The 22,147-nt window shown below is 63.0% G+C and carries 17 protein-coding genes and 2 pseudogenes; 7 read left to right on the top strand and 12 right to left on the bottom strand.

What is annotated here, in order from left to right; all coding sequences use genetic code 11:
- The first annotated feature begins 33 nt into the window (after window positions 1-33).
- From MLGJGCBP_RS47780 to MLGJGCBP_RS47750, 7 genes are all read left to right on the top strand, one after another.
- A complete protein-coding gene (locus MLGJGCBP_RS47780; RefSeq protein WP_160099162.1) occupies window positions 34-1,212 on the top strand; it encodes an acyl-CoA dehydrogenase family protein in 1,179 nt (392 codons plus the stop codon).
- Between the two features lie 14 nt (window positions 1,213-1,226).
- Window positions 1,227-2,021: an enoyl-CoA hydratase/isomerase family protein gene (locus tag MLGJGCBP_RS47775; protein ID WP_160099172.1), complete on the top strand. Its 795-nt coding sequence runs from the start codon at window positions 1,227-1,229 to the stop codon at window positions 2,019-2,021.
- Window positions 2,021-3,193, top strand: a complete 1,173-nt coding sequence (locus MLGJGCBP_RS47770) for an acyl-CoA dehydrogenase family protein (protein ID WP_160099174.1) — start codon at window positions 2,021-2,023, stop codon at window positions 3,191-3,193. Before MLGJGCBP_RS47775 ends, MLGJGCBP_RS47770 begins: the two co-directional genes overlap by 1 nt.
- A gap of 74 nt (window positions 3,194-3,267) precedes the next feature.
- Window positions 3,268-4,683: an MFS transporter gene (locus MLGJGCBP_RS47765; protein ID WP_160099176.1), complete on the top strand. Its 1,416-nt coding sequence runs from the start codon at window positions 3,268-3,270 to the stop codon at window positions 4,681-4,683.
- A 39-nt stretch (window positions 4,684-4,722) separates the two neighbouring features.
- Window positions 4,723-5,892: a thiolase family protein gene (locus tag MLGJGCBP_RS47760; protein ID WP_160099178.1), complete on the top strand. Its 1,170-nt coding sequence runs from the start codon at window positions 4,723-4,725 to the stop codon at window positions 5,890-5,892.
- Window positions 5,892-6,320, top strand: a complete 429-nt coding sequence (locus MLGJGCBP_RS47755; RefSeq protein WP_160099180.1) for a Zn-ribbon domain-containing OB-fold protein — start codon at window positions 5,892-5,894, stop codon at window positions 6,318-6,320. Before MLGJGCBP_RS47760 ends, MLGJGCBP_RS47755 begins: the two co-directional genes overlap by 1 nt.
- 11 nt (window positions 6,321-6,331) lie before the next feature.
- Window positions 6,332-6,961 (top strand): PaaI family thioesterase, encoded by a 630-nt coding sequence (locus MLGJGCBP_RS47750; RefSeq protein ID WP_160099182.1) that lies wholly within the window; start codon window positions 6,332-6,334, stop codon window positions 6,959-6,961.
- Window positions 6,962-7,203: 242 nt separating this feature from the next.
- On the opposite strand, the pseudogene MLGJGCBP_RS54575 reads toward MLGJGCBP_RS47750, so the two are convergent.
- From MLGJGCBP_RS54575 to MLGJGCBP_RS47690, 12 genes and pseudogenes are all read right to left on the bottom strand, one after another.
- Window positions 7,204-7,632: pseudogene (locus tag MLGJGCBP_RS54575) on the bottom strand (hypothetical protein); the annotation flags it as partial.
- 321 nt (window positions 7,633-7,953) lie between these two features.
- Window positions 7,954-8,823: a PDR/VanB family oxidoreductase gene (locus tag MLGJGCBP_RS47740; RefSeq protein WP_236581388.1), complete on the bottom strand. Its 870-nt coding sequence runs from the start codon at window positions 8,821-8,823 to the stop codon at window positions 7,954-7,956.
- A gap of 201 nt (window positions 8,824-9,024) precedes the next feature.
- Window positions 9,025-9,918: an NADP-dependent oxidoreductase gene (locus MLGJGCBP_RS47735; protein WP_160099186.1), complete on the bottom strand. Its 894-nt coding sequence runs from the start codon at window positions 9,916-9,918 to the stop codon at window positions 9,025-9,027.
- A 212-nt stretch (window positions 9,919-10,130) separates the two neighbouring features.
- The gene (locus MLGJGCBP_RS47730; protein ID WP_160099188.1) at window positions 10,131-10,397 is read right to left on the bottom strand and encodes a hypothetical protein; all 267 of its coding nucleotides are present in this window, start codon (window positions 10,395-10,397) and stop codon (window positions 10,131-10,133) included.
- Window positions 10,398-10,535: 138 nt separating this feature from the next.
- On the bottom strand, window positions 10,536-11,885 hold the full coding sequence (locus tag MLGJGCBP_RS47725) for an FAD-dependent oxidoreductase (protein ID WP_160099190.1): 1,350 nt from the start codon (window positions 11,883-11,885) through the stop codon (window positions 10,536-10,538).
- Window positions 11,886-11,905: 20 nt separating this feature from the next.
- A complete protein-coding gene (gene fdxA, locus MLGJGCBP_RS47720; protein WP_160099192.1) occupies window positions 11,906-12,259 on the bottom strand; it encodes a ferredoxin in 354 nt (117 codons plus the stop codon).
- A gap of 159 nt (window positions 12,260-12,418) precedes the next feature.
- On the bottom strand, window positions 12,419-13,531 hold the full coding sequence (locus tag MLGJGCBP_RS47715; protein ID WP_160099194.1) for a Zn-dependent alcohol dehydrogenase: 1,113 nt from the start codon (window positions 13,529-13,531) through the stop codon (window positions 12,419-12,421).
- Window positions 13,532-13,584: 53 nt separating this feature from the next.
- On the bottom strand, window positions 13,585-15,138 hold the full coding sequence (locus MLGJGCBP_RS47710; protein WP_201453203.1) for an aldehyde dehydrogenase family protein: 1,554 nt from the start codon (window positions 15,136-15,138) through the stop codon (window positions 13,585-13,587).
- Between the two features lie 46 nt (window positions 15,139-15,184).
- On the bottom strand, window positions 15,185-16,405 hold the full coding sequence (locus MLGJGCBP_RS47705; RefSeq protein WP_236581390.1) for a cytochrome P450: 1,221 nt from the start codon (window positions 16,403-16,405) through the stop codon (window positions 15,185-15,187).
- Window positions 16,406-16,851: 446 nt separating this feature from the next.
- Window positions 16,852-19,191, bottom strand: coding sequence for an ATP-binding protein (locus MLGJGCBP_RS47700; protein WP_236581391.1), 2,340 nt, complete (start codon window positions 19,189-19,191; stop codon window positions 16,852-16,854).
- Window positions 19,192-19,493: 302 nt separating this feature from the next.
- Window positions 19,494-20,443, bottom strand: a pseudogene (locus tag MLGJGCBP_RS47695) (enoyl-CoA hydratase-related protein).
- 352 nt (window positions 20,444-20,795) lie between these two features.
- A complete protein-coding gene (locus MLGJGCBP_RS47690; protein ID WP_160099196.1) occupies window positions 20,796-22,082 on the bottom strand; it encodes an MFS transporter in 1,287 nt (428 codons plus the stop codon).
- Between the last annotated feature and the right edge of the window lie 65 nt (window positions 22,083-22,147).

Raw genomic sequence — 22,147 nt, 5'->3', positions numbered from 1 at the left:
CCTCTAACCTCTTGTTTTGAAAGGACTTTCACCATGCAGACCACGTCAGTGGCCCAGTCGCTACTTACCGAGGAAGAGCGCGCCTTCCAGGACGTCGTCCAGAAGTTCATGGACAAACATGTGCGGCCGATCGTCGAGGACATGGAGCGTGACGGGCGCCCGCCGGCGGAACTGTTGAAGAAGATGGGCGAGCAAGGCCTCCTCGGCTCGTTCGCACCCGAGGAGTACGGCGGTGGTGGCGGAAGCCTGATGACCCGCGCCATCTTGGCAGAAGAAACCGCCCGCGCCGACGCCGGCCTGGACGCCACACTCTTCGTCAACATGAGCCTGGTCGCACGGCATCTGATCAAGCGGGGTACCGAGGCGCAGAAGCAGCGATACCTGGTGCCCCTGATCGAAGGCACGGCGTCCGCATCGATCTGTCTGACCGAACCGCACGGTGGATCCGACGCGCTGAGCCCGCGCACCACCGCCCGCCGCGACGGGTCCGACTGGATCATCGACGGGTCGAAGACTTTCATCACCAACGCCCCGATCGCCGACCACTTCCTGGTCTTCGCCCGCACCAGCGGCGAAAACCGGCGCGCACACGGCGGCACCTGCTTCATCGTCGACGCCGGAACTCCGGGACTGACAGTGGGAAGCCCGCTCAAGAAGATGTCACTGCGCAGTTCCCCCACCGCGGAGGTCTTCTTCGATTCCGTGCGCGTATCCGACGATCAGATTCTCGGCGAAGCCGAGAAGGGCTTCTACTACATGCTCGAGGGCCTCGATCTCGAACGAGTCTTCGAGGGCGCCTCCAACACCGGAATCGCCCAGGCCTGTCTCGACCTCGCCGTCTCGTACTCGAGCGAGCGGAAGGTCTTCGGCCAGGCCCTGTCGGAGTACCAGCTGACGCAGGACAAGATCGCCCGGATGGCCACCGGTGTCGAAATGAGCCGGGTCATGTTCTACCACCTGATCAGGGCCCTCGAACGCGGTGAAGTGGTCACCCGCGCCGCCGCGATCCTCAAGCTGTACAGCTCGGAGGCCGCGGTCGAGGCTTCCCGAGAGGTGGTGCAGGTTCTCGGTGGCTACGGCTTGATGGAGGAGTACCCGGCTGCGCGACTCTACCGGGATGCCAAGCACCACGAGATCGGTGCCGGCACCAGTGAGATCCAGAAAATCATCATCGCCCGCGAAACCTACAAGGACGCGGCCAAGTCCCGCTGACCGGAGGAACCATCATGTCTTACAACGAGTACCAGTATCTCATCGTCGACGTCGTCGACCGTGTTGCGACAGTGACCATGAACCGGCCTGACAAGCTCAACGTCGCGAACGCTCGACTCCACACCGAGCTGTCCACCATCTTCGACGATCTCCAGCGCGATGCCGACGTCGACGTGGTCGTGCTCACCGGCGCCGGCCGGGCATTCTCGGCGGGCGGAGACATCGACTGGATGCAGGAAGCCGTCGATGATCCGGAGTCGTTCGAGCAGACAGTCAGCGAGGCGAAGCGCATCATCTTCTCCCTGCTCGATCTGGAGAAGCCGATCATCGCGAAGGTGAACGGTCACGCTGTCGGCCTCGGTGCGACCCTCGCTCTGTTCTGCGACGTCATCTTCGCCGCCGAGTCCGCGAAAATCGGCGATCCGCACGTCTCGGTCGGCTTCGTCGCCGGCGACGGCGGCGCAGTGATCTGGCCGCAGCTGATCGGATACGCCCGTGCCAAAGAGTACCTGCTGACCGGAGACTTGATCCCTGCCCGCGTTGCCGCGGACATCGGACTGATCAACCACGCCGTGCCCAGTGAAGCCTTGGATGAACGAGTCACTGAATTCGCCGGTCGGCTGCGCAACGGCGCCACCAAAGCCATTCGCTGGAGCAAGGTTTCGGCCAACATCGGTCTGAAGCAGCTGGCCCATTCGATCATGGACACGTCCATGGCCTACGAAAGTCTGTCCAACCGCACGGCCGACCACGCCGAAGCCGTGGCAGCCTTCCGTGAAGGACGGACACCGAAGTTCCAGGGCAAGTGATGGCCGGCGATACGCAACGCGCCCTGTCGGACGACGCCGTCGAACTCCGGAGCGTCGTGCGTCGATTCGTCGCCGAACAGATGCCCCGGTCTGTCGTCGCCGAATGGGACAAGAACAACACCTTTCCCCGTGAGGTGTTCGATCGCCTGGCCACGTTGGGCGTGATGGGCCTGGCGATCCCCGAAGAGTACGGCGGATCGGGTGCAGACATACCGGCGACCCTGATGACGATCGAAGAACTCTCCAAGCGAAGCCTGGCAGTCGCAGTCCCCTACATCATGGCGAGCTGCTACGCGGGGATGACCGTCGTCGAGTGCGGCACCGAGGAACAGAAGAAGCGCTGGCTCCCCGAAATCGCCGAAGGGCGGATGATCTTTGCGTACGGATGGACCGAACCCGATGTCGGTGCCGACCTCGCGAGCGTGAAGACCACCGTCCGTCGCGAAGGTGATGAACTCGTGGTCAACGGTTCCAAGCGGTTCTGTACGGGTGCTGGGCTGAGCGACTACATCTATACACTCGCAAAGTCCGATCCAGAAGGCGCCAAATACCACAATCTCTCGACGCTCGTCATCCCGTCGAACGCCGAGGGCGTGGCAATCACCCAGATCGACACGATGGGGCTGAAGGGAACGCACACAACCGACGTCTCCTTCACGGACGTGCGGATCCCTGTCGACAACCTCATGGGTGGTGAGGAGGCGTGGAACCGCGGCTGGGAACTCATCACGGGCAGCGGCCTCGATATCGAGAAACTCGAGGTGGCCGCCATGTCGCTGGGAATCGCCACCGCCGCCTACGAGGATGCGCTCGCCTACAGTGAGGAGCGTGAGCAGTTCGGAGTTCCGATCAGCAAGCACCAGTCGATCGCCCACACGCTTGCCGACATGCAAGTTCAGCTCCACGCGTCCCGACTCGTTCTGGACGATGCGGCTGTGCTTGCCGGTCGCGGCGTCCAATGTGGCGTCGAAACCTCGATGGCCAAATTATTCGTCACCGAGGCGTCGAAAACGGTGGTCCTGAACGCCCAGACAATCATGGGCGCATACGGATACGTCAAGGACTTCGACTGCGAACGCTATGTCCGCGATGTCCTCGTCATGCCGATCATCGGCGGCTCGTCCGCCATCCAACGCAACAACATCCACAAGTGGTCCCGGACCCGCAAGTGAGCCCAGCGGTACCAGGCCGGTCAAACCGCGCGGACAACCACTGGTATCGACCACGGTCGAAACCGAGCGCGCGAGTGTCGGTCGCGGTCGCGTGTGCCGCCCAGCTGATGAACGCGATCAATATCGGTGCCTGCCCCCTGCTGGTTCCGGATGTCGCGGGCACCCTGGGTGGCGGCGCATCGAGCCTGTCATGGGTGGTGTCGGCCTACGCCATCGTCTTCGGCGCACTGGTCCTGTGGGGAGGACGCCTGACGGATGCGGTGGGAAGCCGCCGGATCCTCGTCGCAGGCTTCGCCATTTCCACCGCCGGGGCCGCGCTGGCGGCCGTGGCTCCAACCGCGTGGATGCTGATCGTCGGCCGGATCGTCCAAGGCATCGGTGCGGCATTGGCAGTCCCAGGCGGGCTGGCGTGGCTGGCGGTCTCGACTAGCGATCCACGCCGTCGATCGCGCCAGTTGGCTGCCTTCGCAGCCTCGGGCGCGATTGGCTTCGGAGCCGGCGCGCTCGCCGGTGGCATCCTGTCCGACGCGTTGGGTTGGCGGTCGGTGTTCGTCTTCGAGTTTGTTGTCGTTCTGACCCTTACCTTCCTTGCCTGGCGGCTACCGTCAGTAGCAGCGCCGAACAAACCCGCCCCGAGCTATTGGGGGGCCGTACTCATCTCGGCGGCGCTCTTGCTTTTAGCATCGTGGTTGACGCTGGGGTCGAAAACCGGGTGGGGAGAGGTAACCGTCTTGACGACGATGGCCCTCGCAGGGGTTTTGTGGGTAGGTGCTGCAGTCCACGAACGTCGCAGTACGCGCCCTATGATCCCGCACCGCTTGTGGCGCGTCCCGGGACTTGTCGGCGTGCTGATCGCGACGGGCCTGCTCTACGCGGCATGGGCAGGCAGTTACTACTTCGGTGCGCTCGCACTCCAAAACCTTGTCGGATTGAGCATGACCTCCGCAGCGCTGTGGCTGGCACCACTGGCCGTCGGAGCGCTTCTGGGATCCCGAGTCGCCGCCAGAGCCCTTTCGCGCGGACAGTCGCGAGACAGCATCATCATCACCGGGGGAGCAGTATGCGCTCTCGGACCCATCGCGGCCTCCTACCTCTCCGAGCGATCACACGCGGTCCTGTATCTCGCTGCCCTATTCTTGGCGATCGTCGGCCAGGTCATCGCCTTCATCGCGCAAAGCGACCTGGTCGTCACTCTCGTCGGTCTCGACTCCGCTGGGATCGGGGGTGCGATGTTCAACTCGGCCGGACAGATCGGTGGCGGTCTGGGGCTTGCGGGGCTTGCGGTGGTCTTCGATGCCTCTACCGACGGCGCGTTCGGCCGGTTCGGGCTCGGGAGCTATCAGGGTGCCTTCCGAGTCTCGGCCTTGCTCGCGCTCCTCTCGACGACCGCGATCGTCGTGGTTCGCTTCCAGCTCCGACGCCACGAGGCTTTGTCACACGCATCAAAATCCAAACGGCATCCGAACCCGATGACGGACTCGGACGCCTGACGCCGGAAGCGTTGTCTTCCAGCAAGGGAGGTGGGAAACATGAAAACCAACGAAACAGACGCAACCCCGACCTACATCTCGGGTGTGTCACAGCAGATCGTCGGCCGCGGCCGACCAGCACCGTCGTACATGAAACTTCTCGTCGATGCGGCCCTGGGTGCACTGGCTGACGCCCAAGTCGATCTGAAGGAAGTCGACGGTGTGGTGCTGTCCTCGTCGATTCCGCAACCCTTCGAGTGCAATCCGGCAGAACTCGCGGAATACCTCGGAATCACACCGACATACACCACGATGGCACCATACGGCGGCAGACCCGCAATCGACGTCATCCACATTGCCGAGGCAGCCATCGAATTGGGGCTCGCGTCCAACGTCCTGGTACTGTCCGCCGACAACTTCGCGACCACCCTGGGAATCGACGGTGCGATCGACCTCTATATGAAGAGCTTCGACAAAACCTTCGAACGCCCCTTCGGTCCTATCATCCCGACCGCCTTCGCCTTGATGGCCACTCGCCACATGCACGACTACGGGACGACCCTCGAACAGATGGCGGCCTTGGCCGTGACCATCCGCGAGCACGGACTGCGGAACCCGCACACGGAAGTCAAGGGCGAGCTCACCGTCGAGTCCGTACTGAGCGATACCGTCACCAGCAGCCCCCTGACCCGCTCCATGCTGGCATTGATCTCCACCGGCGGAGGACAGGGGTTCCTGGTCACGAAACGACCACGCAACGACCGCGCGGTCCAGATACGTGGGTACGGCGAAGCGGCCGCGTTCATGAGCTTGAGCCAGGCACCGAACGTCGCCAAGTTCGACCACATCGGTGTAGCTACGCGGCAAGCTCTCGCCCGGGCGGATGTGACCTTGGCGGACATCGATTTCCTCGAGGTCTACGATCCCGCCGCGATCGTACCGTTGATCCTTCTCGAAGACATGGGCTTCTGCGACAAGGGTGACGCCGGAGCCTTCGTAGAAGACGGCGGAATCAAACTGGGCGGTCCGCTCCCGATGAACACCCACGGCGGGACCCTGGCCTTCCGGCACCCCGGCATGGGTGCTGCTCTCGACTCCGTCGTCGAAGCGGTGACACAGCTTCGAGGCGAGGCCGGCGAGCGCCAAGTCGCCGACGCCGAACTCGGAATGGTACACGGCCAGGGAAGCTGGCTGGCCAACAACGGATTCCTGATCCTGGGGAGGGCCTGATGGCACCGAAAGAAACATACGAGGCAGTCGATTCTCACGAGGATCCGGCGGCGACGTTCTGGAATGCCTGTGAACGCGACGAACTACTCATCCAGTACTGCCGCACCTGCGAGCAATGGCAGTTCTATCCACGATTTCTCTGCAGCCACTGCGCATCCTTGGATGTGGTCTGGCGCACGGCGAGCGGTGCGGGAACATTGGAGACCTTCAGTGTGGTCCGCCGCGCCGCCGGTGAATTCGAAGCATTGACCCCCTACACGGTCGCGTTGGTGCGCCTCGCGGAAGGCCCCACCATGATGTCGAACGTGGTCGGCTGCGCCCAGACCGACCTCGCGATCGGCATGGCCCTGCAGGTGCGCTTCGAGAACCGAAACCACACCCGCATACCGGTGTTCGAGCCCTCTCTCACCGATCCCCAGCAGCCATGAAGCACGACGCGATGCAGCAGCTCGATGAGGACCTCACCCGGGACCGGGCCCACATTTCCGATCTCCCGGCCCAGTGGCTGCAGAAGCACCGTGACCTGGTGGCATCCGTGCGCCGGCTGATGTATGCGGCGGCCACGACAGGCGTTGGCAACGAAGACCTGCGGCGGTCAGCGGATCTGGTCGCCCAGGCCTCGGAACTTGTGGAACAAGAGCTCAGACCCGGCGTGCTCCTCGGAGAGTTCGCCAGCCCCGAGACAACCGCGGCCACTCGAACACGGTGGATCGGCCGTCACAATCCATCCTGTATCCCGTTGGAGATCTCCTCCGATGGGACCACGGCGTCGGCGACTGTGACAGCGGATGCCCTCGCCGAAGGTCCTCGAGATTGCCTACACGGTGGTTTAGGGGCATGGCTGATGGACTGCATGCTCGGGCTGTTGATCGAGTCGGCAGGCCGAACGTGTGTCACCGCCCAGCTCGAACTCAAGTATCTGGCACCCACCCCCCTGAATCGTCCGCTCAACCTGTACGCGACCGCCGATTCGGCCTCGGGCCGCAAAGTATGGGTGAACTCGTGGATCGAGTGTGAGGGCACTCGCACAGTGGAGGCCAGAGGTCTGTTCATCGAACCACGACGCTGAGTCGGGCTCCGCCGCGACAGACCGATCCGCCGGGTGTGGTGAAACCCCACCGCTGCAGTGCGTCTGCGTGGGGTCGGCGGCACCCCGATATCGAGTTGGAAACGGCGCCCTGGCTTTTCGCGACCACGCCTCGCCGAGCCAGCCGCTGGCTCAGGTCTCGGCGAGCCGCAGGGACCGTTGTCTGTGACCGCCAGTGGCGCGGGTGGTCGAGTCGCCGGACATCGAGGCCGGCGCCGAGGTTTTCACAGCTGAAGTCGGCCCTCGACGGTCCGCGTGAGCGTGGCAAAGTATGACGCTCGACGAGAACTCAGCTGCGAAGTGGTCGCAGCGGCCGGACATGAGAGCAACTGCGCGGCCGTGTTGGGCGGAAAACCCTTGTGTGACGCCGACTGTCGGCGGAGGCTACTGTCGGTTTCGACTTTCCCGCAACCCGCTGCGTCAAGGCGGTCGATCCGGAGCAGGCGTTCCGGGCGGTCAGACGGGTGGCCGCCGGCCGTGCGTGCGGCGGATGGGGAAGCAAGTGGTAGGCACTTGATTCGTTGCCGACAGCGGGTGCTTTGCGGTCGGCTTCGGCCATGCCGCCCCCATCCGGACTGTTCCCCTGTTGTCAAGGCATGGTTGCCGCACGGCACAAGGAGCGGGCAGCCCTGACAAACTCTGCGTGCCTGGTCCTTCCGGCGGGCACGGTCGCGGCTGCGTTCCCCTCAGGGCCGAAGGACACCGACGGGTCACTCCGTCGGCACACAGGGCGCATCCTCCAATCGCCGGGTGCGGCGATGACTGCTGTGCTTTGCCGGAACGATTGCGAGAATCTCATTTCGGCAACCTCCTCGGATGCGCCGGGTCGTAGGGTCTGTGTATTCGACGTCAGAGTGGGACGCGTGTCTCGACACGCCAGAAGATGCGTGGCATTTGTCGGGGCACACGTCGGAAGTCAGTCCGGGTCGTTGTCAGGTGCAACGCCGGTGCGAGACTAGTGGACGCATCAGTCCTCACAGGTCGAGTTTGAGCCGGGTGCCGGCTTTCGACCGGGACACACAGATGAACATCGACGAGGCGGACGCCTTCTCGCCATCGGTCATGACCGCGTCGCGGTGGTCCGCGTCACCCTCCAACACGGCGGTCTGGCATGTACCGCAGACCCCTTCCTCGCACGACGACAGCGTCGGCAACCCGAGATCATTCGCCACATCCAGGATCGACCTATCCGGTGGAATCATCGCCGTGACAGCGCTCGCCGCGAACTCGACTTCGAATTCGACGTCACCGGCAGCATCGATATCCTGGGCGACGAATCGCTCCACGTGCAGGCTCCCGGTCGGCCAGTGGTCGGATGCTCGAGCGAGGACATCGAGTAACGGGGTCGGACCGCAGGCGTAGATCAAAGTGTCATCGTGCACGTGCCGAAGATGTTTCGCGAAGTCGACCCGACCCTTGGTGTCCTCCGGGACGATCGTGACGCGGTCACCATAGCGTGTGAGGTCATCGACGAAAGCCATCGTGTCCAGGGATCGACCGCCGTAGACCAAGGACCACTCGGCGCCTCGCCTCGCTGCTGCGCCGATCATGGGCAGGATCGGCGTGATGCCGATTCCGCCGGCAACGAAGATGTACTTCTGCGCGGGTAACAACGGAAAGCGGTTCCTGGGGGCGCTGACAACCAGCTCCGTCCCTGCGTGCACCGCGTCATGGATCGCTCGGGAACCCCCGCGGCTCGCGGGTTCCCGCAGCACCGCGATGCGCCAGGAGTTCGGGTCGGGTTCGGCGTCGCTCAGCGAGTACTGGCGGGTCACCCCGGCGACCTCGATGTCGATGTGCGCACCCGGCTCCCACGTTGGTAACTGTTCGCCGGCTGGGTGCACTAACCGCAGCGAGACGACGCCTGAAGCTTCGATATTGCGTTCCGAAACCCGCAGCGGTACATGGTCTGCGGAGACAGGCGCGGGGCTGTGGTCTTGTACGAGTGACGGGTTCATTGCTTGGCCTTCTGCGAGATTGGTTTGGGAGGCTCGGCGAGGTGTACGCGCTGGGCAGGGTTCCCGGGCGAGCGAGTGCGGTGCCGGTCAGACGACGAGCGTGATGCGGCGTCCGAGCTGGCGCTCGTACTCGCGGTGAGCAGCCTCGATTTCCGAGAACTTGAACGTTGTCGAGTCGGGAAGAGTGAGATCACCGGCAGTGAGGAGTTCGGCGAGTGTGTGCAACATCGCGCCCGACTCGTGAGCGATTACCAGCGTCGCGCTGTCCTTTGACACGCTGTGGGGCGGGCTTCCCGGGACGACGGTGACGTAGTGTCCCCCAGGCCGTAACGCGGCGGACAGGTCGATTCCGGCAGCATCGATCACTGCGTCGACGCGGGAGGTCGGGGGGGAGCCGATATACACTTCCTCGGCTACACCGGTCGGCAACAGTTCTGCCTGCTCGGCCCGTCGGACCAACGCGTGCGTGCGGTGTCCGCGGAGGTGGAGTAGCTGCAGTGCGATACGTCCGACCGCACCGGCGGCTCCGGAGACAAGCACCTCAGACCTCTGAGGCAACTGTAGAGCGTCGACGGCCTGCATTGCGGTCAAGCCGGGGAGGGGCAATTGGGCCAAGATGGCCGGGTCGACGTCTTCGGGGGCACCGGCAAGGGATGTTTCCCGCAGGCAGACGAACTCCGACCATGTGCCGGTTCCGGTGACGGCCAATGTCGAGACGCCAATTACCCGAGCACCGGGCAGAAACCGGCCGGCCGTCGGGCCCGTCTGCCTGACGGTGCCCACCAGGTCGTATCCGAGCGTGAACGGCGCATTTCCCTGACGAGGTGTGATCATCCCGCTACGGATTTTTACGTCCGCGGGATTGATCGCCGATGCCTCGAGGGCGATGAGTATTTCGCCCTCGCCCGGACTGGGGACTGGAATATCTCGCAACTGGAGCACATCGATGTCCCCAGGAGAGTCGAACTGAACAGCGAACATGGTTCGTACCTTTTCGTGTGTGAGATCGACGACGATCTCGGGAGGTGACGGAGCAATCCGCATGCGATCGAACTTGACGCCCGGCCGCAATCGAGGCGGTATCCCATACCAGAACCGGCTGACCGTCGTGTCTGTCTACGCGGAAGTTGCGACTTCGGGCTCGCCACGCAGCAATTCGAGACAGGTCGCGATGTCCCTCCCGCCACCGGGGGTCATTCGCACAGGAGTTCTTTCACCAGGCCGGGATCGCCGCGCCACTTCGCGACCGGGACCAGGACCACGAGCTGGCAGACCCGCTGCACGGCTTCTTCGACGACGTCGCGTTCCTCATTGGTCAAGGCCAACCGGCGATACAACCGGGAGAGTTCGCAGCGTACGACTTGGTCAACCTGTGATTCGAGTACTGGCAGGCCGTGCGCATGCGCTCGGTGCGGCAGCTCGATTTCGGGAGCCAGCTCTTCTTCGACAGTGACAGACACGGTCGGCCTCCTTCACATGCGCGAACACAGTTGCTTCACGTCAGATAGGGCAGTGACTTTCATATCCCGTGATGATCTACGCACGTACATCGACCGAGGGTTCTGTCCGCTGAGCGGTCGAGTAGGCGACGATCGCGCTCACCCTGAGGTGAGCACCTCGTGCCCGAGCCGTCGCAGAGTGTCCCAATCGGGGATCTTCGTTCGATCCTTACCCGCAACCCGACCCCGCTCGATCTCGTCACCGTTGATTCGTAGCCAGCCGTCGTAACCGATGACCTTGACTCCGCGCGTCCGCAGTGCCGCGTCTACGGCATCAGCAGACACACTGGTACCGGGTTCGGGACTGGACACGAGGTCCTCCATCACACTGGCGACGGTTTCGACCGAGTCGACGCGGTTGGTTCCGATCACCCCCGAGGGTCCACGCTTGAGCCATCCGGTGACGTACTGCGCCGGGACGACATGCCCGTCACCATCGACAACCCTGCCGAGCTGGTTGGGAATGGTGCCTCGGACAGAGTCGAACGGCAGGCCGTCGAGGGGAACACTGCGGTAGCCGACCGATCGGAGGATGAGCTGGGCGGGAAGGGTGTCGAACTCGCCGGTGCCATGCACGGTGCCGTCCGGTGAGAGTTCGGTGCGCTCGATGCGAAGGCCGTCGACGTGCTCGTAGCCGAGGATCTCGACCGGATTTCGCCAGAAGTGAAAGTGAATTCGGTGAGTTCGGTCGGTGCGCGGCCGGGACGCGAACTCCTCGAGGACTGCGAGGTTGGCGAGGGTGGCTTTGTCGAGGCCTTCGCGTGGTGCGCCGATGAGCTCGGCGGGATCGATGATGATGTCTGCGTCGGTGAGGTTGCGGAGTTCGCGGAGCTCTTTCGTGGTGAACTTGGCGAATTCCGGCCCGCGGCGGCAGATCACGTGGATGTCGCGGACGCGGCTGTCGCGCAGCGTGTCCAGGACATGCGGCGGCATGTCGGTACTGTCGAGCTCTGCGGCAGTTTTCGCGAGGATTCTCGCTACGTCGAGGGCGACATTTCCGGCGCCGATCACAGCCACGGTGTCCTCGCGCAGGTGAAAATCATTCGGGCTGTCGGGGTGACCGCCGTACCAGGACACGAAGGCGGTCGCGGAGCGGCTGCCGAGTAGGTCTTCTCCTGTGATTCCCATCGCTCGGTCGCGCGAGGCACCGGTTGCGTAGATCGTCGCGTTGTAATGCGCGTCGAGGAACGGGCGATCGACATCGGTGCCGAATTCGACATTTCCGAGGAATCGGACCTTGGGATTTTCCAGGATGCGTTGCAGGCTTCCGATGACGGCCTTGATCCGGGGGTGATCTGGTGCAACACCGTAGCGGACGAGCCCGTATGGGGCGGGAACACGGTCGATGATGTCGACCTCGACGTCGACGTCGTGTTGCCGGACCAGCTCGTCGGCGGCGAACAGGCCGGCGGGGCCGGAGCCGATTACTGCTATGCGGGCATTTCTCATGGGAAGGTCCTCGGAGCGAGTCACAGCTGGTTCGACGGGCAAGGCGGCTGGCTGGCCACCAGCGGCGTGTCGACACCGACCGGACCGTAATCTCGGGCGCTGCCGATCAGTCCGAGTTCGGTATCACGCCCTGGCAGGACGGAGTAGAAGAAGTCCCGATTGTCGGCGACGTGCTGCTCCTGATCCGGGGGTACTTCGGTTTCGTATGTGATTGCCTCGACCGGGCAATTCGGTTCACATGCCCCGCAGTCGATGCATTCGTCGGGATGGATGTACAGCTTGCGGGCACCTTCGTAGATGCAATGAACCGGGCACACTTCCATGCAACTCTTGTCCATGATGTCGGTGCACGGGCCCGAGATGACGTAGGCCATTTTCTTTCTCCTTGATGTCGCGCGGTCCTCCACGCGGATAGGTGCCCGGCTGAGGGGATCGGCGCCCAGGGTCGATCTTGGTGACTTCGAGCCCTGGGCGTCGTCGGCCTCATGCAGGTCGGTCCGTCGATGACACGTCCGGCCTAGCGGGGAGTCGGTTCAGTGTTCATGAACGATGACGCCGCGGATGTTCTGGTGTTGTTCGAGATCTTCGTAGCCCTGGTTGACCTGTTCGAGCGAGTAGGTCTGAGTGATGAGCTCATCGAGCTTCACATGGCCGCTCTGGTACAAGCTCAACAACTTCGGGATGTCGTAGACGGGGTTGCAACCACCGTAAAGTGAGCCCTGAATACGCTTGCCCCACAGAGCGAGCTGCACCCCCGACAGTTGAATCGTGTCCTCCTCGTACTGGCCCATCGAGGTGATGACGATGGTGCCGCCCTTCGAGGTCGCCTCGGCGGCGTCCGAGACCGACTGGGCGGTCAGCTGATCGATGGTGATGATGGTGCTGTCAGCACCCACACCCCACGTCAGTTCCTGTACCAGGGCGAGCGCCTCCTCGGCGGACTCCGCGGTGTGGGTGGCCCCGAAACGCTTGGCGCTCTCCCGCTTGAACGGAACCGGATCAACCGCGATCAGGTGCTGGGCGCCCGCATACGCGGCTCCCTGCACGGCGTTGATGCCGATGCCGCCGATGCCGTAGACCACGACAGTATCTCCCGCCCGCACATTCGCCGAGTTGACCGCAGATCCCCAACCGGTGGGGACGCCGCAACCGACCAGGGCGGCCTTGTCCAGAGGAATCCAATCGTGGATCGGGATCACCGAATTCTCGTGCACGGTCGCATACTGGCTGAACGTGCCGACGGTCATCATGGACCCGTAATCACCGTTCTTGCCCTTGAACGGGAATCGGCCACCGGGCAGGAAGCCTTCGAGTCCGTTGGCACCCATGTCGCACAGCCGGGAGTTGCCGGTCGCGCACCACCTGCACCGTCCGCAGACCGGAAAAAATGATGCGACGAAATGATCGCCGGGCTTGACATTCGTGACCTTGGATCCGACTTCGAGAACTTCTCCGGCGGCTTCGTGACCGAACACCATAGGTGCCCGGAAGGGCAGGTGCCCCTTGACCATATGCAGGTCGGAGTGACAGAGCCCCGAGTAGTCGTACCGGACGAGAACTTCGTTCTCATCCGGGGCGACGACGTCGAGTTCTTCGATCTCGAAGGGCTTGCCCGCTTCGTAGAGCACTGCGGCTTTGGTTTTCATGCTTTCTCCGTTTCATTGAACAGCGTCAGGCGCACGGCGCCGAGGAACTCACATCAGTCGGACGGCGGAACCGACAGGACCAGGCCGTATGCCCGGTTCTCGAGCTTCGGCTCCAGGCAGATCTGGATCGATTTCTGCTCGGTGTACTCGTCGAGGGCGTGCGCGCTGAGTTCCCGGCCGACCCCGCTCTGCTTGTATCCGCCGAACGGGTATTCCTGATTGCCCATGTGCCAGTCGTTGATCCACACCGAGCCGGCCTCGAGCTGGCGGGCCACGGCGAGTGCCTGGTTGAGATCCTGGCTCCACACACCGGCCGACAACCCGTACTCGGTGTCGTTGGCGATCTTGACTGCTTCCTCGATGGAGTCGTAGCGGATCACCGCCAGGACGGGACCGAACACTTCCTCGCGGGCCACCGTCATGTCGTTGGTGACGTCGGTGAGGATGGTGGGCTCGACCCAGAAGCCTTGCCGGTACTGTTCGCCCGCGGGGACGCCGCCGCCATACGCGACCGTGGCGCCTTCGTTCTTCGCCGATTCGATGTAGCCGAGCACCCTGTCGCGCTGTGCTGCATTGATGAGCGGTCCGATGTCGGTGTCCGGCTCGAGCGGGTTGCCGATCTTCTGGGTCCGCAGGCGGGTGATCATCCGGTCCACGAACTCGTCGTGAAGGGAGGACGGGACCAGCAGTCGAGTTCCCGATTCACAGGCCTGGCCGGCGTGCATCAAGAAAGCCCAGATCGATCCGTCGACAGCGGTCCGCAAGTCGGCATCGCCGAGGATGATGTTGGCGCCCTTGCCACCGAGTTCGAGGGTCACCTTCTTGAGGTTTCCGGCACCGGCGCGGACGATCTCCTTGCCAATCGCGGTGGATCCGGTGAACGACACCTTGCGAACGTCCGGATGGGCGGCGAGGTGAGCGCCCACTACCTCACCGTCACCGGTGACCACGTTGAATACCCCGTCGGGGACACCAGCAGCTTTCAACTCTTTCGCGAGCTCGAGTGCTCCGATGGGCGTCTTCTCGTCCGCCTTGAGCACGACCGAGTTGCCCGCGGCCAGGGCCGGCATCACCTTCCACACGGCCAGAGCCGTGGGGAAGTTCCAGGGCACGATTGCCACACAGACTCCGATCGGCTCGCGCCGAATCAGTCCACCGGACAGGACAGGCCCGACCAGAGGACCCGGTCGCTCGAAATCCTGCCTGCGGAGGACGTCGGCGAAGTACCGGGTGTTGCTCACCGGCATGCCCACACTGAATGCGTTCGACAGGTTGAAGGGGGCGCCACCCTCGCGGGTGCCGAGGATGGTCAGCTCCTCGGCTCGGGCCTCCAACGCGTCGGCAGCGCGGTCGAGGATCTCGGCCCGCCCACCGGGAGCGATGTTTCGCCAGATCCCCGACTCGAATGTGCGTTTCGCGGCCTGCACCGCGGCGTCAGCGTGCTGTGTTGCCCCCTTGGCCGCGGTGGCGAATACCTCTTCAGTGGCCGGCTCGGTCAGGTTGTACTTTTCATCGCTGTCGACCCATTCGCCGTCGATGAACATCTGATAGTGAGTCGCGGCGATGGTGGAGTTGTCGAGGGTGCTTGGTTGCGCCGTGGTTGTCATCGGTTTGTCCGCCTCCGTGTGTTGTTCGCCTGATCCATCGACTCGCTCAGCGCTCCGGACCGAGTTCGAGAAGAAGCTTTTCCGGGCCACGAGTGAACAAACCGACGTCCACGGGTTCGAAGCCGTCTGCGAACCGCAGGTTGGGGTACTTCGCGAACAGCTGGGTGAGGGCGGTTTCCGCTTCGCGCTTCGCGAGCAGGGAACCGACACAGAAATGCCGGCCGAGTGCGAATGCGATGTGATCGGCCGCGCCGGCGAAGGCGCGATCCATCGCGATGTCTTCGCGGAAGATGTCGAACTTGTCCGGATCCTCGTACCTGCGCTCGTCCCGGTTCGCGGCACCATTGACACAGGCGACGACGCTATTGGCCGGAATGATTCCACCTGCAACCTCGACGTCCGCAGTTGCTGTGCGAAGAATGATCTGGACGGGAGGGTGGTAGCGCAGGTTCTCCACGAGCGCATTGGTAGCCAGCGCCGGGTTCGCACGCACCGCTTCCAGCTGGTCGGGATGCTGCAGCAGGTGCTTGATCGTGCTGGCGATCGCCTTGTCGGTCGTTTCACCGCCAGCGATGAGAAGGAGACCGATCAAGGCCTTGATCTGTTCATCGGAGAGCTGTTCACCTTCCAGCTCAGCCTGGCAGAGCCGGGAGATCAGATCATTTCCGGGATTGCGGCGCCGCTCGGCGATGAGCGGCAAGATGTACGCCGGATACTCCTGCTGGGTCCGCATGCCCCACGCGTGAATCTCGGGATCCTGGGTGAGGTTGGCCAGGAACGCCATCAGCGAGGAGTACCACTCGTGAAACTTGGACAGATCCTCCTTGGGCAGGTCCAGCATCTTGACGATGACATTGATCGGGAACCACTTCGTGAAGTTCTCGATGACATCGACCGCCCCCGACTCGGGCAGGGCCGCGATCATGTCGGTCGCGAGCTGATCGACCTGCGGAAGCAGGTCATCGAGATAGCTGCCACGCAGAGCCGGAGTGATCAACTGCCGGTTGATGGTGTGCTCGCGGCCGGACATCTGGATGACGGTCCGCCCGATGACGGGCTCCATCTGGAAGGCGTAGTTCTCGTTGCTGAAGGCATCCGAGTCGCGGTACACCCGCGCCACGTCGTCGAACCGGCTGACGAAGTAGTAACCGCTGGCTTCGTGGTGGAGCAGGGGGTAGTGGTCGCGCATGATCTTGTAGTACTTGTGCGGGTCCCGGGCGAATTCATCCGACAGGATGTCCGGCATCACGGGGATACTTGTGGTCACCACATTCTCGCTTCTCTTCGTAGGGGGTAAGAGGCGGTCGAAGACCGAGCGGTGCGTACTTCGCTATCGACGAGTCGTCATGCTCTACAGCTGACGTAAGTCCGAGCCACCGCCCCATCCAGTGATGAGGATCTCAATTATGGGTCGGGTGTGATGGGCGAGATATACCTGCTTCGCTACCTGTATTCCCTACGCAGGTATGCCCGCGGAGCGCCGGAGTCACCCCCTGCGCGCGCCAGCCGGCCGAACCTGGGCCAGGGGGCACCCAGGAGTGATGATCGGCAACCGTGGACCCACCGCAGGACCAAACCGATCTGTGCAGGCAGGCGCAGTGCAGCGCTATGGTCACCGGGATAAGGCACCGCAGCACCGGGACTCTCGTCACCAGCAGGTGTTACGGCAGGAGGGTCGACCGAATCGGGAACGCGGACGGCAGATTCCCGGGTCTACTCGACGCTCTCGTCGCGGGCGATCCAGGCGGCCAGCTGCGAGCGGGACCTATGGCCGGTCTTGGCGAGGATGCGGTCCACGTGTCCCTCGACGGTACGGCGCGAGATGACTAATCTCTCCGCGATCTCCTTGTTCGTCAGCCCCTCCGCTACCAGCTTCGCGACGTCCTTCTCGCGCGGTGTGAGTTTCACCGCCGCCGAAGGAGGTGCGGGCGTACCCGGCTCCGATGTGCGCTTCTGTAATGCGAATTCGATCGCCTCGTGGTGTTCGAGCCCTTCACCAGCCCGGGATTCTCTCTCGAACGCAGGACCCCCAAGCAACTGACGGGTGCGCTTCTCGTACCGGTTCCGTGTCCGGACCAACGCGTCGCTTCCGAAGAGTGGCGAGCTCCCCATTTCGCCGCACAGCGTCCGCCCGATCCCCAACAGGCGTGCGCTTCGAACAGGGTTTCCTTCCTCGATCGCGATCCACGCGAGAATCTCAGTGCATACGGATACGCCCAACCAGTCGCTCAATGACTGCTTCAGTTCGATCGCTTCTTTCAACGAGTCCGATGCGTCCGGGAACTCGCGCCGGGTCCACAGGGCAAGTCCGCGCGACCACATCGCCCACGACGTGGCGAAACACTCCCGTAGCGACTTTCCCAGAGCGATGGTGTCCTCCGCCGAAGCGATGGATTGGTCCAGGTTTCCGGACAAGCAGTGCACGAAAGCTAGTTGAGCACCGCCCAGCAGTGTCAGTGAATTGACGTCCCCGGACGCGGCGTGATGTTTCATGGCGGAATTGAGGAGCTCCAGTGCTCCGTCGAGATTTCCGTCGATCTGCTCCACGGTGCCCCGGAACTGGAGCGCAAACGCCTGAGCGGTTCGATCACCGATCGATTCCGCAACGGCGCTGCTCTCCAGCAAGTATCGCTTGGCCGTGGCGTTGTCGCCTTGAATCATTGCGTACCAACCGATTACCCAGAGCGCTTTCGCTCTCTCCTGGCTCGGTTGCCGGTCGGTCTCCAGGGCGCGGGTCAGCCAGTACCGTCCGTCCTGCAGCAGGCCACTCGCATTCCAGAAGAACCACAGCGAACTCGCCATCCGGAGACCGGTGCGGGCCTCGCCGGGGGTGGACAGGCTGTACTCCAGCGCTGACCGCAGATTCGCCCGCTCGGGCTGGAGTCGACGATTCCACTCCAGCTGTCCTGATCCCAGTGACCGGCTCTCGCTGAGTTCGGACAAACGCAGGAAATAATCCCGGTGATTCCGATGCCAGGTTTCCCCGTCGCCCTGCTCGGCAAGTTTCTCGGCCGCGTAATCCTTGATGCTTTCCAGTAATTTATATCGAACTGTAGGTCCGGAGTGAGCGGTGACAATGATCGATTTTTCGGCAAGGCTGGAGATGACTTCGAAGGCGTCCGGAACAATTTCCGGATCAGTGCACACGCTTTCGACTGCATCGAAATCAAAACCACCCGCAAATACCGACAGCCGCGCCCACAGGGTCTGTTCGTCCGGCGAGCACAGATTGAAGCTCCAATCGATGGCGCCCCGCAGCGTTTGATGCCGCACCGGGCCGCCACGGTTCCCTTGAGTCAGAAGATCGAAAAGTGGACCTTCCCGTGACAGGACGCGATCGAGGGGAAGGGACCTGATCCGGACGGCGGCGAGTTCGATAGCCAGAGGGATGCCGTCCAGCCGCTGGCAGAGACGGGCAACCGCCACGCGGCTCTCGTCATCGATGGTGTATCCCGGGATGACGGATGCAGCGCGTTGCTCGAAAAGATCGACCGCCTCGCTATGGAAGCTCTTACCTTCTCGTCCCTCGGCCAACTGCGCGTCGTCCAGAACCGACATGGGCGGGACCTCGAACACGGTTTCACCCAGCACACCGAGAGGCTCCCGACTGGTTGCCAAAATCTGCACCCCGGGTGACCGTCGAACAATCTCGGCGGCGACCGTTCCGCAGGCCTCGATCAAGTGCTCGCAGTTGTCCAAAACGATGAGCGCATGTCTTCCACTGAGGAATTCGGAGAGAGTGTGAATATGGCCTGGACTCGGCCCTTCCCGAATGTCGAGTGCTTCGGCGATTGTGGTAGTGACAAGTTCAGGATTGGAGATCGAGGCGAGGTCCACAAACCAGATGCCGTCGGTGTAGCTCCGGCGTACTTCCGAAGCGACGCGGCAAGCCAGCCGGGTTTTTCCTACCCCACCGAATCCGGTGAGCGTCAGTATCCGAGAGCCCGACAGGCGCGTCTTGACCGCGGCGACCTCATTTCGGCGTCCGACGAAACTCGTGACTTCGCACGAAAACCCGCGGACGGTTGGAACGAGTTGGTTATCCGCCGCCATTACATTCTCCTTGGAGTATGGTCGTCGGTATCTTCGGAGCAGCGCTCCGCAATATCGAACAATTCATGCGTGATGATCGCTCTGGTCAAGTTGCTGTGGGGCGCGCAAAATGAAGAAGTAGAAGACATGATGTGGCGCTCTGTTGTTCCGGTGTCACGACAGTCAGGGAAGCCTGGCCGGTGGCGGTAACGAATTTCGAGTCCAGGAGTTCCAGGGTGGCCGTCATGCTCGGACCGAATATGCTCCGCACATTTTCCTCTCGACCCTCGGAGATACAACAATCGCTCCATATGTAACAAGTATCACATCATCTGTAACCTGCAGTTGCCGGGCATGGAGGCTTCCATCGCACGCCATGGAGGTTGCGGTGCGGTTCGCACATCGTCGCTACTCGCCTCGATCCACTCTTGGTAGAACGGGGGGCATCTCCGACGCCCGCCCCCGCAAGAGTGGGTCGCGCTTCTCGAGAAAGGCGTGTACGCCCGTCGGTGCCATCGCCATGCTCGTGTAGAGCATGGCGAGCGACCCGACCCGGTGGGCCTCGTCGGGGTGCGGCGCAGCAGAGTTCCGGTAGAGCAGCTGACGCATGAGGTGCGACGGACACGGGGGGATCGGTCCCGGGTCCAAGAGTTCGCCAGCGCCCGCGCCTCGGTGAGGAATGAGTCCGGCTCGTGTACGGCCTGTGCGAGACCGGTCTCCCAGGTGGTGTTCGGATCGAGGATGCCGGCCCGATACACCGGTCCAACGCGCTGGGCAGACCGACGAACCGGGGAAGGAATCAGGTCGAACACGCCTCCGGGACGCCGAGCCTTCCGAACTCCAAACCCGAAATCGAGCCCGGATCGACATGAGGCGCGCGTCCATGGCCAGCGTCATCGTCACGCCTATTCCGACGGCTGTGCCATTGATCGCGGCGATCACGGGCTTGCGGCAGGCGTAAATTGCGAGTGTCACCCGGCCGCCCGTGTCACGGATGCGACGCAGCTCGGGCTCGCCGAGGTCGGCCATGTCGTCCAGTGATGGGCGCCTTCGACCCGTCGAGCCCGAACGCATTGCCCGCACTCGACAGGTCCATGCCGGCGCAGAATGCGCGATCCGCACCGGTAACGATTACCGCCCGCACGGAGTCGTCGTCATTGACGGCCACAAAGGTGCGTTCGAGAGCATCGGCCATTTCGACGGTGAAGGCATTGAGTTTCTCCGACCGATCAAGGACGACAGTGAAGATTCCGCCCTCGATTTCATGTTGCATGTCCGCTCCCAGTGCTCTTGGACGGCCGCCGGGGTTCTCGCTCAGCCTGCGGATGGCCGACCCGACGCCACAAAAGGCGTCCGAAGTAATTGTCGTGCACGGAAACCCTTCTTAGCTTAGGTGTTTTTCCCGGCCGCCGACGATAGGTCACCTGTCCGACGCCGTTCTGCGGTGTCGATAACCGATGTCGCCCGGTCCTCGCTGGAATGCGAGGGCCGGGCGGATCGGTCATCCTCTGGCTCGGCCGATCAGTCCGGATAGTGGTGGCATTGGCGATGCCCCCGTGCCACACATCGTGTGCGATACGTACCTTCATCCCGCACGGGTACGTCGAATCGCTTTGTGGAGCAGTTCATCGACTGGTCTGCAGACTATGCACTTCGCTGGATTGTTTGGTCTTCCGGGAAAGACTGAGCAGAGAAGCGGCAGCGAGAAGGGCGAGGACCAGAAGCGCGACGACCGAGAAGTACAGGCTACGGATCGATACGAACGACAAAGCATAGCCGGCGAGGATCGGTGCGAGGATCGCACCGACTCGTGCCACGCCGATCATCGTGCCCATGCCGCGTGTTCGCGCAAGCACCGGATAAACCAGAGTGCTCGTCACAGTTGCCGCCATCGCTCCATACACGGTGATCCCCATTACTGCGGCCATCATGAGCGCGAATCCCCCATTGAGCGTGGACGCGAATCCGATCAACGCCACCACTGCGGCGACCGACCCGGCCACGACGTACCGAGGTGGTGAGACTTTATGTCCGACGGTCGCGTACAACGCGGCTCCGGCCAAAGTGCCGAACGAGATCATGAGACCGGCAAGTGCTCCTTCTGCCTTGTCGGACGTTGCATCCGTAATCAGCTTGGGCGTCCATGAACTGATGAAGTAGAAGGACGCGGACAACGCGGTGTAGGTGGTCCAGAACAGCAATGTCAAAGTGCGGAGTTCGCGTCCGAGCAACCGGACGGTCGCGGGACTCTTGCGGATCTCGTCTTCGTCGGCTTGACGCGCAGGCGCGTCGTCTTCCAATCCGAGACGACTCTGTGTGGCGGCCGCCTTCCGCAACGATTCTGGATCGCCCTTACCAATGAGGAAAGCGGTCGATTCCGGCATGAACGCGACCGTGGCGATCAGCGCGAAGACGCACAGGACCAGCCCCACCCAGAACATGCCCTGCCAGGACCCTCCGACCGCAGCAAGGAGCGCGGCACCGGCGAAGCCGGCGATGGTGCTCCCGAGCGGATATCCGCACATCACGGTGCCTACCGCAAAGCTTCGCCAGGCCCGGGGGACCACCTCGGGCGCGAGGACCACGACGACGGTCGCGATCGTTCCGACCGCAATTCCCGTAATGGCGCGTGAGCCGAGGAGAACCCAATAGCTCGGCGCCAGAGCAGAGACGGTCAGACCCACGGCATTGAGGGTGAGCCCCGCCACCAGGACGAGGCGACGACCGTATCGGTCGGCCAGCGGCGCGAAAGCAATGGACCCGATGCCCATTCCCGCCAACGCGGCACTGATCAGGTAACCCTGCATGGAGCTGGAGGCGAAATCATCCGGAAAGTACGGGATCGCGAAGCCCATGATGAAGATGTCGTAACCGTCCAGCGCGTTGAGCAGCGCGCACAGCAGGACGATCATCACCTGGAACCTGTGCAGTGGCGGTCGTTTAATTTGTGGTTCGGCAGCCATAGCGACCCTTTCGT

Source organism: Rhodococcus sp. T7 (assembly GCF_009872365.1).
In the GTDB taxonomy this organism is placed as follows: Bacteria; Actinomycetota; Actinomycetes; order Mycobacteriales; family Mycobacteriaceae; genus Rhodococcus_F.
The sequence above is the reverse complement of the archived record's forward strand: the minus strand, read 5'-3'. Positions and strand labels throughout refer to the sequence as shown.

What these genes read in the sequence shown, in the direction of transcription:
- MLGJGCBP_RS47770 (WP_160099174.1), top strand. Translation starts at nt 2,021, where the DNA reads ATGGCCGGCGATACGCAACGCGCCCTGTCGGACGACGCCGTCGAACTC.
- MLGJGCBP_RS47715 (WP_160099194.1), bottom strand. Translation starts at nt 13,531, where the DNA reads ATGAAAACCAAAGCCGCAGTGCTCTACGAAGCGGGCAAGCCCTTCGAG.
- fdxA (WP_160099192.1), bottom strand. Translation starts at nt 12,259, where the DNA reads ATGGCCTACGTCATCTCGGGCCCGTGCACCGACATCATGGACAAGAGT.
- MLGJGCBP_RS47725 (WP_160099190.1), bottom strand. Translation starts at nt 11,885, where the DNA reads ATGAGAAATGCCCGCATAGCAGTAATCGGCTCCGGCCCCGCCGGCCTG.
- MLGJGCBP_RS47780 (WP_160099162.1), top strand. Translation starts at nt 34, where the DNA reads ATGCAGACCACGTCAGTGGCCCAGTCGCTACTTACCGAGGAAGAGCGC.
- MLGJGCBP_RS47755 (WP_160099180.1), top strand. Translation starts at nt 5,892, where the DNA reads ATGGCACCGAAAGAAACATACGAGGCAGTCGATTCTCACGAGGATCCG.
- MLGJGCBP_RS47735 (WP_160099186.1), bottom strand. Translation starts at nt 9,918, where the DNA reads ATGTTCGCTGTTCAGTTCGACTCTCCTGGGGACATCGATGTGCTCCAG.
- MLGJGCBP_RS47700 (WP_236581391.1), bottom strand. Translation starts at nt 19,191, where the DNA reads ATGGCGGCGGATAACCAACTCGTTCCAACCGTCCGCGGGTTTTCGTGC.
- MLGJGCBP_RS47775 (WP_160099172.1), top strand. Translation starts at nt 1,227, where the DNA reads ATGTCTTACAACGAGTACCAGTATCTCATCGTCGACGTCGTCGACCGT.
- MLGJGCBP_RS47750 (WP_160099182.1), top strand. Translation starts at nt 6,332, where the DNA reads ATGCAGCAGCTCGATGAGGACCTCACCCGGGACCGGGCCCACATTTCC.
- MLGJGCBP_RS47690 (WP_160099196.1), bottom strand. Translation starts at nt 22,082, where the DNA reads ATGATCGTCCTGCTGTGCGCGCTGCTCAACGCGCTGGACGGTTACGAC.
- MLGJGCBP_RS47760 (WP_160099178.1), top strand. Translation starts at nt 4,723, where the DNA reads ATGAAAACCAACGAAACAGACGCAACCCCGACCTACATCTCGGGTGTG.
- MLGJGCBP_RS47710 (WP_201453203.1), bottom strand. Translation starts at nt 15,138, where the DNA reads ATGACAACCACGGCGCAACCAAGCACCCTCGACAACTCCACCATCGCC.